We start from the raw sequence: 12,346 nt of genomic DNA, 5'->3' as shown, positions 1-12,346 counted from the left end.
GCGTAGTTTACTGGAATGAATCGGTACAAAAATCCTCTAAAACAGGGGATATTTTCATACAAAATGTAAGCCTTTTGATATTTCGCAATTAGATAATAATATAGGTATAAATAATTTCGATTGATCAAAACTATGCCCCATAAGGATATTTAAGCCTTTTTATGTAAAGTATAAAAATTTAAATAGTGTTTATACATTTAAGTACATGAATTTTAATGCTGATGATGTTAATTTGCACCGCTATATTATCTTAATTTTAACTATTGATAGGCTCTAGCTAATTAAGAGTCGGAACTGCAACCTAAATGAAAATTTTGAAAGGTCTGGACATCTCCATAACAGGTGAGCCAGTACAAGCTATTAGCGAAGATATTGAGACTAACTCCCCGACTATCACAACAGTCGCAGTTATCGGTACCGATTACCATTTACTAAGACCATCTATGCTGGTCGCAGTGGGTGATCACGTAAAGGGTGGTCAAGCACTCTTCACCGATAAGCGTAATCCAGGGTTTAATTATACATCGCCAGGTGCGGGTGTGATTACTGCGATTCCGCGTGGTGCGAAGCGTGCTTTACAATCGGTAATCATTAAACTCGATGAAGAAGAGGAATTCATTGAATTCCCTAAGTTTTCTTCTGAAGAGCTAGATACAGCCTCCGCTGAAGATATTCGCAAAATACTACAAGACAGTGGTTCCTGGACTGCGTTTCGAACCCGTCCTTACAGCAAAACACCTCAGGTAGATAGCGTGCCTGCTGGGATTTTTGTGCGTTCTATAGATACTGATCCATTAAGCGCGAATCCTGAGCTCATCATTAATTATAAGTCGGAAGCCTATCTAGACGGTTTGAAAGCAATTTCAAAACTCACAAAAGGCGAGGTTTATGTTTGTCAGCATGATAATGCAACGCTGCCTGAGTCTCCTGAAAGCAACGTAGTTACTAAAAAGTTCTCGGGTAAGCACCCAGCTGGTCTGGTAGGTACACACATACATAATATTTTACCGGCGAGCGATAAACGTACTGTTTGGCATTTGCATTATCAGGATGTGATTGCAATTGGTAAATTGCTAACCACTGGAAAGCGCAATGTAGATCGTATCTTCTCTCTTGCAGGCCCAATGGTTAAAGAACCGCGTTTAATTTCTTCTCGCATGGGTGCATCAACTAATGAATTGGTTGCTGGACAATTAAAAGAAGGCAATGCGCGTGTAATTTCTGGTTCTGTACTGAGTGGTTTACACGCAGTAGGCAATCGATCTTATGTGGGTCGCTTTAATCTTCAGGTAAGTGTTGTGCCTGAAGGACAAAAACGACAATTCCTACACTGGGTGAATCCTTTCTTAAAACAATTCTCTGTGATGAATGTATTTACCAATGCATTGAATAAGGATAAACAGGAATTTTCATTTAGTAGTTCGCAAAATGGTAGTGCCAGAGCAATGGTGCCTCTCGGAAGTTATGAAAGAGTAATGCCGTTAGATATTTTGCCTACACAATTATTACGTGCGTTATTGGTACGCGATACTGAAACTGCACAAAAACTAGGTTGTCTTGAGCTAGATGAAGAAGATCTCGCCTTGTGTACGTTTGTTTGTCACAGCAAATACGAATACGGTCCTGCACTACGCGCTTGTCTTGAAATTATTGAAAGGGAGGGCTAGTCATGACTTCTGAAAAGAAAAAAACTGGTTTACTAAGAAAAGTACTAGATGATGCTGAACCGCATTTTACCCGTGGTGGCAAACTAGAAAGACTTTATGTGCTTTATGAAATGGTGGATACACTGTTTTATAGCCCACCAAACACCACGGTTGGTGCTCCTCATATCCGCGATGCGTTAGATTTAAAACGCGTTATGGGTTATGTGTGGATGGCTACTTTCCCTGTTATGTTTATGGCTTGTTTCAACACGGGTTATCAAGCCAATGTTGCTATGGCTAGCTTGGGTCTGGAAACTATCGATGGTCTTCGTGGCTGGTTCCTGAATCCTTTTGGGTATGATCCTGGTAGTTTCTTTGCCAATTTCTTACATGGACTGACATACTTCCTGCCTATCTATATGACCACGTTTATCGTGGGTGGTATTGCTGAGGCAGCGTTTGCACTCGTACGTGGGCATGAAATCAACGAAGGCTTCTTCGTTACATCTATTCTTTACACATTAACACTACCGCCTGATACACCGTTGTGGATGGTTGGTTTAGGTATACTTTTCGGCATCATTGTCGGTAAGGAAGTATTTGGTGGTACGGGTAAAAACTTCTTGAATCCTGCTTTGGTAGGTCGTGCGTTCCTATACTTTGCTTATCCGGCAGCGATGTCAGGTAATGCAGTCTGGACAGCGGTTGATGGTTATACTGGTGCAACAGCACTTGGTATGGCAGCAGAAGGTGGTGTTGATCTGATCGTTAAAAGTCAGATTACCTGGTTCGACTCATTCCTCGGAATGGTTCCTGGGTCGCTGGGTGAAACCTCAACACTTGCAATCTTTATCGGTGGTGCAATTTTATTATTCACCAAGATCGCATCGTGGCGCATTGTTGCTGGTGTAATGATCGGCATGGTTGCAACAAGTATATTGTTCAACCTTATTGGTAGTGACAGCAATCCGATGTTCTCTATGCCTTGGTACTGGCACATGGTAACGGGTGGTTTCGCTTTCGGTATGATCTTCATGGCGACTGATCCAGTATCAGCATCGATGACTAATCTTGGTCGTTGGTATTACGGTGCGTTGATTGGTTTTATGACGGTGTTAATACGTGTTGTAAACCCGGCTTTCCCGGAAGGCATCATGTTAGCTATTCTGTTCTCTAATATCTTCGCTCCATTAATAGATCATTTCGTAGTTCAGGCAAACGTGAAGCGTCGCCTCAAGCGCGAAGCTGCTTTTTCTTCGTTTGACGAAAAGGGGGGAGAATAATCATGTTTGCTCCAATTCAAAAAATTCTAGATTTACCAAACGATAGCGTTAAAAAAACGCTCGCAGTTGCGGTAGCACTTTGTTTAGTGTGTTCGGTTTTGGTATCAGGTGCAGCGGTTGTATTAAAACCTATGCAAGATCAAAACAAAGCGCTAGATAAGAAGAAGAACATTCTTGAAATCGCTGGTTTGATGGAAGAAGGCAAGTCTATCGATGAGTTGTTCTCTCAAATTGAACCTCGCGTTATTGATATGACAACTGGTGAATATGTAACAGATGTTGATCCGGTAACTTACGATCAGCGTAAAGCTTCTAACGATCCCAAGCAGAATATCCAGTTAAAGAAAGAAAACGATATTGCTGGAATCAAACGTCGTGCTAAATATACGTCTGTTTATCTGGTTAAAGATGGCGAGAAGATTAAATCCATCATCTTGCCCGTTCATGGTTACGGCTTGTGGTCTACCTTATATGGCTTTTTGGCTTTGAAAAATGATGCGAAAACCGTCGTTGGTTTAGGCTTTTACGAGCACGCTGAAACACCAGGTCTGGGTGGTGAAGTTGATAATCCGGAGTGGCGTAAAAAGTGGATTGGCAAACAGGTTTATAACGATTCTGGAGAAGTCATGATTCAGGTCATTAAAGGAAGCGTGAACAGCGGTACACCAGATGCGGAATATAAGGTTGATGGCTTATCAGGCGCAACCCTAACTTCTCGTGGTGTAGAAAACATGCTGCATTACTGGCTGGGCAAACAAGGCTATGACAAATACTTGGAAAACATTCGTAAAGAGGGAGCTAAATAATGAACCCTGAAACTAAAAAAACACTGGTCGAACCGTTAGTAGACCAAAACCCGATTACGTTACAGATATTAGGTATCTGTTCGGCACTTGCTGTAACAACTTCGGTTAAAACTGCATTATTGATGTCTGTGGCTTTAACGGTTGTAACCGCTTTTTCAAGTGCTTCAATCAGTTCGGTTCGTCATCATATTCCGGGCAGCATTCGTATCATCGTGCAAATGACGATTATCGCTTCTTTGGTAATTGTGGTAGATCAGTTATTGAAAGCATTTGCTTATGATACGTCTAAGCAACTATCGGTATTTGTTGGATTGATTATCACCAACTGTATCGTAATGGGACGTGCAGAAGCATACGCCATGAAAAACGGCGTTAAAGACAGCTTTATTGATGGTCTAGGCAATGGTATGGGTTACAGCTTAATTCTTATCATCGTTGCGGTCTTCAGGGAGCTTCTTGGTGCTGGTTCATTGTTAGGTTACAAGATTTTCCCATTAACTACTGATGGCGGCTGGTATCAATCTAATGGCATGATGCTTCTTCCTCCTAGTGCTTTCTTCATTATTGGCTTGCTAATCTGGGCAGTTAGAACATGGAAGCCCGAACAGAATGAAGAGCCTGATTTTAAAATACATGAGTCACATGTGCACGGCTCGGCGGAGGTTCACTAATGGAAGATCTACTAAGTCTTGCTATAAAGGCGATATTTGTTGAAAACCTGGCACTCGCATTCTTCCTGGGAATGTGTACCTTCCTTGCTCTTTCGAAAAAAATTGAAACAGCCATAGGTCTAGGTATTGCAGTAGCAGTTGTACAGGCAATCACAGTTCCAGTTAATAACTTGATTCTTAACTATTTGCTTAAAGAAAACGCCTTACTACAAGGTGTTGATCTTACCTTTTTAGGCTTAATCAGTTATATCGGCGTTATCGCGGCGATGGTACAGATACTAGAAATGGTATTGGATAAATATTTACCAAGCCTATACAACGCATTGGGTGTTTTCTTGCCATTGATTACGGTTAACTGCGCAATTCTGGGTGGTTCATTGTTCATGGTTGAACGTGATTACTCATTTGCCGAAAGTGCGGTATACGGTATTTCTAGTGGACTAGGCTGGGCGCTTGCGATAGTTGCTTTGGCTGGAGTGCGTGAGAAGTTGAAATATAGCGATGTTCCAAAAGGACTACAGGGTTTAGGTATTACCTTTATCACCGTAGGTTTAATGTCTATGGGCTTTATGGCCTTCTCTGGCATTCAACTTTAGAACTCTCAGTTTAAGTATTTAGGTGAAGATACAATAATATGACTATTCAAATTCTATTAGGAATACTCCTATTCACAAGCATCGTAATCAGTCTTGTGTTCATAATTCTTTTTGCGCGCTCAAAATTAGTGGCTAGCGGTAATGTAACGTTACATATCAATAAAGAACGTGATATAGAAGTACCCGTAGGCGGAAAACTATTAAACTCACTGGCAGACAGCGGTTTATTTATCGCGTCGGCTTGTGGTGGCGGTGGAACTTGCGCTCAATGTAAAGTAAGAATCTTTGACGGTGGCGGAAGTTTGCTCCCTGCTGAAGAATCTCACATCAATAAGCGCGAAGCTCGACATGGTGATCGTTTAGCCTGTCAGGTAAACGTAAAGCAAGACATGGTAATCGAAGTACCTGAAGAGGTATTTGGTGTTAAGAAGTGGCAATGTAAAGTTAAGTCTAATGAAAACGTAGCGACTTTTATCAAAGAATTAGTGCTTGAATTACCTGAAGGCGAAGATGTTAACTTCCGTGCAGGTGGTTATATTCAAATCGAATGTCCACCGTATGATCTGAAGTATTCTGAATTTGATATTCAGGAAGAATACCGCGCAGATTGGGATCACTTCAAACTTTGGGATATCGAATCTCACGTGCCAGAACCAGCGCTCCGTGCATACTCGATGGCAAACTACCCTGAAGAAAAAGGGTTGATAATGCTGAATGTTCGTATTGCTACACCTCCTCCAGGTGAAAATAATATCCCTGCAGGCGTTATGTCGTCGTACATTTTTGATCTTAAGCCCGGAGATGAAGTCACTATCTCTGGACCATTTGGAGAATTCTTCGCGAAAGATACCGATGCTGAAATGGTATTTGTCGGTGGTGGTGCTGGAATGGCTCCAATGCGCTCTCATATATTCGATCAACTTGGTAGATTGGCAAGTAAACGTAAAATCAGTTTCTGGTATGGAGCAAGAAGTTTGCGCGAAGCTTTTTACGTAGAAGAGTTTGATAAGCTAGCCAAAGAACACGATAACTTTGAATGGCACCTAGGTCTATCAGAACCACAGCCAGAAGATAACTGGGAAGGCTATACAGGCTACATCCATGACATTCTTTACAACAACTATCTGAAAGAGCATGCTGCTCCTGAAGACTGTGAGTTTTACATGTGTGGTCCACCAATGATGAACACAGCTGTTATCGATATGCTTGAAGAAATGGGCGTTGAAGAAGAGAACATTATGCTGGATGACTTTGGTGGCTAAGCAGATTTTTAGCTCACTTGATAATATAGAAATACTAGTAGGCAACGCATAGTAAACAAAGTCGTTTACTAGTATTTCAGGAAATTTTTATGCAAATATTTTTATTCACATTTATGGTATTGTTATTAGCATTCTTAGGAATGGCTGCAGGTGTGTTGCTGAACAACCGTGAGCTTAAAGGTAGCTGCGGTGGTTTATCTAATATTCCCGGTGTTAAAGGGGATTGTAGTTGTTCTAACCCATGTGAAAAACGTAAAGCACGTATGGCTCAAGAAGAAAAAGATAGTGCGGAAAACTGCGATACAAACAGTAACGAACAACAAAATATAACAAAAGACTACGCCCAGATTAACATTGATCAGTTGAGAACAGGCATAAAGTAATAGTATGCTAGGCTTGCCCGCTAGTACTACCCCGCTAATTAAACCTTAACCTTAAGGTTACAAATAGGAGTTTTATATATGTCAAAGTCTGATGAACTTCATGTGCGTTATCACCTAAATCCTAATTTTATCAAGTTCAAACCTGATCAGGAAATAGGCGAAGCAATTAAGCTTTTCAATAAACACCGTATTTTCGGCGCACCTGTAGTTGATGATCTTGGCAACCTGGTCGGTATGATATCTGGTACTGATTGTATTAAAGCTGCGCTTAAATCTAATTTCGACTCCTCTTTCAGAGGTCAGGTTCAAGACTTCATGACACCTGACGTAAGAACGGTAGAAGCTGATTACAGTTGTTTGTATGTTGCTGAAATGTTTCTGAAAGATCATTACAGACGTTACCCAGTTGTTGAAAATGGCAACGTCATTGGCATGATCGGTCGTACAGATGTTCTTAAAGCTTTGGAAATGTACCTCTGCTAAGTACTTAGTGTGCTTAACACGCTACTTTGCTTTTGTCTGAGCTTAGATCATCACGATCTAGCTAAACAACTTAAAATCCCTTTCTTAATGTCGTAGCTTCCGTCAGAAGTTATGGCACTCTCATGTTTTTTAACATTGAGTTTCTAAAAATAACTTAGCTGAATAAGTATTTTGCTTGTCGTAGATAGCTTTTGATAAGCGATTAGTTTCAAACAATTTGAGACTTAATGGGTTCAGTGGTTTGTCGATCATTGTACGTCAACGATTCCTTGCGGAATCTATGACGGACTTTAGCGAACTTACCGTTACGTTTTGTTGAAACGACTAATTCAGCCGAGCAAAGCGAGACAACAGCTTTAGCTGGCCCTTTAGGGTGAGGCTTCAGCCGAATAATTATTTGGCTTGCCATTTCCGGCTTTTGGTAAGCGATTAATTTCAAACAATTTGAGACTTAATGGGTTCAGTGGTTTATCGATCATTGTACGTCGACGATTCCTTGCGGAATCTACGACGGACTTTTCTGGCTTTTGGTAAGCCTGGAAAAGCCACCCCCCCCACCTTACAGGGCGTTTTTTATATTCTAATCTGACTATTAATATATGTTATAAAAATAGTTTGTCTCACTATAAATACTTTATACTTTCTATCATTTAAATTAATTGGGTGTGGAAAGTATTTTGGAAATCAATGCGTTAACTTGTAAAAATATAGCTCTGGGTTTAAGTCTCAGTCTATTTATCTTCTCAATTCAAACAGTAAACGCTGCCCCAAGGTTCAGTCATGATCAGGGAACAATCACTGACTCAACGACAAAACTGCAATGGCAGGATTCCTATAAAAATAATAACGGTAAAGTAAAATCCGGTAGTTTTATTCAAGCCATGAAATACTGTTCAAGCCTCGCGTTAGCGGCCAAGCAAGACTGGCGTCTACCCACAAGAGTAGAGCTACTAAGTATCGTCGATACAACTCGAGTCGCTAAAAATCAGCCTGCTATTCAAAGCGCATTTAAAGTAGTCGCCACCGAAGATACCTATCACACAACCACAGAATATGAAGACGATCCCGAATCACATTGGACGGTAGACTTCTATCACGGTAATAGTCTAGATGTCGCTTTATATACCTCTGATGGCTATCACATCCGCTGTGTCAGATCGAAATAGCATCAACGCATTACACTTTTTTAAAATCACTATGGAATCTTAAATGAAAAAACTCCTTTTAATCACAGCAGTAGCACTTTCGGCTATTTCAGTCCCAGCGAGTGCTTGTAATTATAAACAAGCACAAACCAAGATGATGGAAGTAAACAATATGATGCAGATTCATAACCGGAAATTTGCGGCATCCATCCAGAAAGGACAAGAGCCAAATCCGGCAGATGAGCGTGTTCGACAAGGATTGGCAACCGAATCAGCTGCCGCGGGAATCCTGCTGAGCAAAGAGAGCGAGAAGAATCCAAATATTCAATACGGGACGAAAGTAAACCCTGCTATTTGTGCCAAATACGATGGGATAATGAAAAAATATGCGCCAGCTGGTTATAAGAAGGCACCGATCAATCGTGCGGGAATGCTAACAACAAAAGGTCAGAAATCGAACGCTTCTGGATGTAACGCAAAAAATATCTGGGATCGTTACGGCGTAGCTATTAAAAAACAAAGTGCACTGTCGAAACAGGGAAGAATAACCAAACAGGAAAATGGCGCTTATATGTCCTTGATGACAAGGTTTGGTCAGCAGTCGACAACGAATGTCAATCAGGCCTGTGTGACCTTATCTCAAATAGAAAAGAAATTAGCGGCTGAGTAATCTCTTTGAATAATTGATAAGCCACCCCCCTACTTATAAGCCTTTTTTTGAGGTCTTTATTTAAGTACTAAAAAATGGCTCCAAAGTAGGGGGGTGACTAAATCTGTGATAGAGATAACTGTGATAACAGCATCTCGGTCACAGTATCCCGGTTACTTATTTCTAAGTCCCCAGTAACAGAAGTTCTAATGACAGCTTTAGAACAGTCCTTTCAGTTTATCCTTTAACTTATCTTTAACCTGATCTTCAACACTCTTTGGTTTCTCCGCAGGTGCATTTGGATCTTGATTAGCAGGAGTCTCAGATTTTTTACCGCCTAACTGATTGATAATCGCATCACCCAGTTTATCGCCTGTTTGTTTCTTCAGTTTTTGAACAGCGTCGGCTTTGGCATCTTCAAGTTTCTGTTTGATTTTTTGTTCTTGCTCCGCCTTTTCTTTTTCGAATTTGAGTTTAAGCGCCTTCTTTTCTTCCTCGAGCTTTTCTTTTGCCTGAAGTTTGAGCTTTTCCACATCTTGCGCGGCAACAGCTTTGAGTAAGTCTGCTAAATCCAGAGAAAATTTAGGATTAGAAAAAGTACCCGTCACTCTCAACGGAGCAAACAAAGGTCGTTTCGGGTCTTGATTGTTTGGACCAATACGCAAACTCATATTCAATTCCTGACTGGCGACATTCGCCGTACCAGAACCTTTGATATTGAAATAGGGTGATTCCAGACTCAAATTATCGGTCTTGAATTCGCCATTTGTAGCTTTGAAGTCGCCACTCAATCCGGTGAATTTCACTACCGATTTGCCGTCTTCTACTTCCTTCTTTTCAAACGCTTTAACTGCTAAAGATACTTTTTCTGCAAGGTTCGAATCACGAATCGTACCGTCGCTAAGCCCCAGAGTAGTTGTACCATTAAGGTTCTTTAACAAAGCATCGATGCTATTACCGCGCGAACTCAAGTCGGTAATCAACTTGGTGCCACCAGATACATACTTATCCTGGAATAAATCAAACAACAAACCTTCCGAACGAACGCCTGTTAGCTCGTGGCGCATTTTCATGGTTGGTACAGCCTGTTTCGCATCCAGTGTGATGCGGCCTTTGTAATTACCCGAGTACAATTGCGCATTCGCAGGGTCGATAATAATCAGCCCCTGTTTTGCATTTACTTTCGCTCTGATGTTACTCATATTGATTTTATTCACCAGCATCTTGCCGATATTAAAATCACCATCAATATTCAATTTGCGCAAGGTATCCAGCGGTAATAATTCTTTATTGCCTCCAGCACTCGCTGGCGCAGCAGTAGTTGCACCTTTTGCTTCAGGCGCTAAATAATCGTCGAGGTTGATCGTGTTAATGGTTAACTTGGTACGTATACTCGGCGATGCGAAATTCGCGATTGCCAGATTGCCCGAAAGCTGACTCTTATCAAGCGTTGCCTTTAGGCTTTGTAAGTCTACGCTATCGGTATCTGCCTTAAGTGCAAACTGAGCCTGTACTTGTGAAAGTGCAGTCGGGTTCTTCGTCACCGGTGGTTCGATACCAAAGGTTTTCATCACCGTTTTTAGGTTAAAGGTATTGGTGCTGAATTGACCAGAAACGCCCGGTTTCGCCGCCAAAGGTTGTAACTGCACGCCACTGCCTTTTACCTCAAGACCCGCCAGATTAACCAGTAGATTGGATAAATTCACCGCGCCTTTGTTGTTTGCCCAGTTCAGGTCAAGGTTGCCGCTACCTGTTTGTGTCAATTTACCACCAGGTACCAAACCACCTTCTACCTGACTGTTAAGCGTGATTTTGGGTGAGGTAACTTGCGAGTTCTTAAGATCAAGTTGAAGATCGCCTGCAATATTAGTGTTCGCCTTGCCGCCTTTTAACAACTCGCCATTCGCATCCGCCGTCAGTTTTAATCCGGTCATTGATAACAATTGCTTAGCCAGATCAAACTGTGTATTGCCGTTTACCTGTGCATTCGCCACGCCACCTTTGACATAACCGCCCGTTAACTGGGTGGTTAATGAAAGATTAGGTATAGATAGCTTTTGCGTACCAAGGTTAAGTTGCAAATCGCCATTTACGTTGGCATTCGCTTTACCGCCCTGCAAAACTTCGCCACTGGCATCAGTAACGGCTTTCATACCAGTGATGTTGAGTAGTTGCTTCGCCAGATCTAGCTGCATATTACCGTTAATTTTGGCGTTTGCCGCGCCGCCTTTAACGTAGCCGTCAGCAAGTTTTGCATCTAACGCAAGATTAGGAATCAATAACTGCTGTGATTTCAGATTGAATTTTGTATCGCCTGTAACCAACGCCTGCAAAGTGCCGCCAGCCAAAGGCTTGCCATTCACATTACCATTAAGCTTCATTCCGGCAATCGTTAATTGCTGTGCGTTAACATCAAAATCCACATTGCCAGATACGTCCGCTTTTGCCGTACCTTGCTGAACCAAATCACCCGTTAACGTCGATTGCAGAACCAAATCAGACACGCTAATTTTCTGTGGATTGCCCTGAATGCTACCGCTGATATTCGCTTCTAAGGCGCCATTAGGTATTTGCGCACCCGTTACCTTGGTTTTTAATTTAAGCTTGCTCAGGCTGAAGTCTTTGTTGTTATTGGTTAGGTTAATCGTAGTACTGCCATCAGCAGTTACTGTCATTGCCGGGTTCTTTTGCGTCATCACGACAGACAGTTCGACAGGTAAGGGTTTACCCGGACTGAATTTACCCGTTTTCAGATTAAGTGGAGAAAGTGTTATATCCTGCTTCGCCAGATCATCACGCCAGCGGATTACCGCATCATTAAGGCTAACGCCTGCAATCGAAAGGTTCTGCAACATTTCTTCAACTGCTTTTGACGGCTCTTTTTCTACCTGTTCGGTGCTTTCATCTTTGGCGCCAGATTTTACAAGGCTATCCCAGTTACTCGAACCATCTGCTTTACGGTGAAGATTTAACTTCAGTCCATCCAGCATCACAGCATCTGCTTCAATTTTTTTGCTAATCAGCGGCATTAACTTCACAGAAACTTTGCCCGAATCAATCGTCGCAAACTGTTCGCCAGCAAACCCTTCTGCATTCGCCAGAGAAGTCTTGCCCATTTCAATCGCCAGATCAGGATAAACCGCAAGATTCAACTCGCCATCTATCTGCAAATCTCGTCCTGTTTGTTTCTTTACCAGACCAGTAATTTGATCTTTGTAGTTATTGGCATCAAACGTGGCAACAAATATAACCAGCGCGCCAATCACAACGGCAATGAGAATAAAAAAGGCTAAAATGAGTTTTTTAAACATAAAAGAGAGTTCCGCTTTGAAAGATTATTAAAGTATCGCAGTATCCCTAGTTGGGACTGGTTCTTAGTCTAATAGTTCATAAACTACGGGTCATTGTTTTTTGTTAATTTA

At 41.7% G+C, this 12,346-nt stretch carries 11 protein-coding genes; 10 read left to right on the top strand and 1 reads right to left on the bottom strand.

Annotation, left to right across the window (positions count from 1 at the left end):
* Nucleotides 1-305: 305 nt before the first annotated feature.
* From EV695_RS01750 to EV695_RS01705, 10 genes are all read left to right on the top strand, one after another.
* Nucleotides 306-1,667, top strand: a complete 1,362-nt coding sequence (locus EV695_RS01750; protein ID WP_131904193.1) for a Na(+)-translocating NADH-quinone reductase subunit A — start codon at nucleotides 306-308, stop codon at nucleotides 1,665-1,667.
* Between the two features lie 2 nt (nucleotides 1,668-1,669).
* Nucleotides 1,670-2,929: an NADH:ubiquinone reductase (Na(+)-transporting) subunit B gene (locus tag EV695_RS01745; protein WP_131904192.1), complete on the top strand. Its 1,260-nt coding sequence runs from the start codon at nucleotides 1,670-1,672 to the stop codon at nucleotides 2,927-2,929.
* Between the two features lie 2 nt (nucleotides 2,930-2,931).
* The gene (locus EV695_RS01740) at nucleotides 2,932-3,735 is read left to right on the top strand and encodes a Na(+)-translocating NADH-quinone reductase subunit C (protein WP_131904191.1); all 804 of its coding nucleotides are present in this window, start codon (nucleotides 2,932-2,934) and stop codon (nucleotides 3,733-3,735) included.
* A complete protein-coding gene (locus EV695_RS01735; RefSeq protein ID WP_131904190.1) occupies nucleotides 3,735-4,406 on the top strand; it encodes an NADH:ubiquinone reductase (Na(+)-transporting) subunit D in 672 nt (223 codons plus the stop codon). Before EV695_RS01740 ends, EV695_RS01735 begins: the two co-directional genes overlap by 1 nt.
* The gene (gene nqrE / locus EV695_RS01730) at nucleotides 4,406-5,002 is read left to right on the top strand and encodes an NADH:ubiquinone reductase (Na(+)-transporting) subunit E (RefSeq protein WP_131904189.1); all 597 of its coding nucleotides are present in this window, start codon (nucleotides 4,406-4,408) and stop codon (nucleotides 5,000-5,002) included. Before EV695_RS01735 ends, nqrE begins: the two co-directional genes overlap by 1 nt.
* A 38-nt stretch (nucleotides 5,003-5,040) precedes the next feature.
* Complete coding sequence (gene nqrF / locus EV695_RS01725) at nucleotides 5,041-6,264, top strand: NADH:ubiquinone reductase (Na(+)-transporting) subunit F (protein WP_131904188.1); 1,224 nt, start codon at nucleotides 5,041-5,043, stop codon at nucleotides 6,262-6,264.
* Between the two features lie 89 nt (nucleotides 6,265-6,353).
* Nucleotides 6,354-6,647: a (Na+)-NQR maturation NqrM gene (gene nqrM, locus EV695_RS01720; protein ID WP_131904187.1), complete on the top strand. Its 294-nt coding sequence runs from the start codon at nucleotides 6,354-6,356 to the stop codon at nucleotides 6,645-6,647.
* Nucleotides 6,648-6,725: 78 nt separating this feature from the next.
* Entirely contained in the window at nucleotides 6,726-7,130 is a 405-nt protein-coding gene (locus EV695_RS01715; protein WP_131904186.1) for a CBS domain-containing protein, read from the top strand.
* Between the two features lie 677 nt (nucleotides 7,131-7,807).
* Nucleotides 7,808-8,296, top strand: coding sequence for an Lcl C-terminal domain-containing protein (locus tag EV695_RS01710; RefSeq protein ID WP_165874591.1), 489 nt, complete (start codon nucleotides 7,808-7,810; stop codon nucleotides 8,294-8,296).
* Between the two features lie 43 nt (nucleotides 8,297-8,339).
* Entirely contained in the window at nucleotides 8,340-8,945 is a 606-nt protein-coding gene (locus EV695_RS01705) for a hypothetical protein (RefSeq protein ID WP_131904184.1), read from the top strand.
* Nucleotides 8,946-9,142: 197 nt separating this feature from the next.
* Here the strand turns inward: EV695_RS01705 and EV695_RS01700 are convergent, their stop codons facing one another.
* Nucleotides 9,143-12,235, bottom strand: coding sequence for an AsmA family protein (locus EV695_RS01700; protein ID WP_131904183.1), 3,093 nt, complete (start codon nucleotides 12,233-12,235; stop codon nucleotides 9,143-9,145).
* Between the last annotated feature and the right edge of the window lie 111 nt (nucleotides 12,236-12,346).

The sequence above is a fragment of the Cocleimonas flava genome (assembly GCF_004339015.1).
Lineage (GTDB): Bacteria > Pseudomonadota > Gammaproteobacteria > Thiotrichales > Thiotrichaceae > Cocleimonas > Cocleimonas flava.
The sequence above is the reverse complement of the archived record's forward strand: the minus strand, read 5'-3'. Positions and strand labels throughout refer to the sequence as shown.

Coding starts and splice junctions, on each gene's coding strand:
- EV695_RS01735 (WP_131904190.1), top strand. CDS start 3,735: ATGAACCCTGAAACTAAAAAAACACTGGTCGAACCGTTAGTAGACCAA.
- nqrF (WP_131904188.1), top strand. CDS start 5,041: ATGACTATTCAAATTCTATTAGGAATACTCCTATTCACAAGCATCGTA.
- EV695_RS01750 (WP_131904193.1), top strand. CDS start 306: ATGAAAATTTTGAAAGGTCTGGACATCTCCATAACAGGTGAGCCAGTA.
- nqrM (WP_131904187.1), top strand. CDS start 6,354: ATGCAAATATTTTTATTCACATTTATGGTATTGTTATTAGCATTCTTA.
- EV695_RS01715 (WP_131904186.1), top strand. CDS start 6,726: ATGTCAAAGTCTGATGAACTTCATGTGCGTTATCACCTAAATCCTAAT.
- EV695_RS01745 (WP_131904192.1), top strand. CDS start 1,670: ATGACTTCTGAAAAGAAAAAAACTGGTTTACTAAGAAAAGTACTAGAT.
- nqrE (WP_131904189.1), top strand. CDS start 4,406: ATGGAAGATCTACTAAGTCTTGCTATAAAGGCGATATTTGTTGAAAAC.
- EV695_RS01740 (WP_131904191.1), top strand. CDS start 2,932: ATGTTTGCTCCAATTCAAAAAATTCTAGATTTACCAAACGATAGCGTT.
- EV695_RS01705 (WP_131904184.1), top strand. CDS start 8,340: ATGAAAAAACTCCTTTTAATCACAGCAGTAGCACTTTCGGCTATTTCA.
- EV695_RS01700 (WP_131904183.1), bottom strand. CDS start 12,235: ATGTTTAAAAAACTCATTTTAGCCTTTTTTATTCTCATTGCCGTTGTG.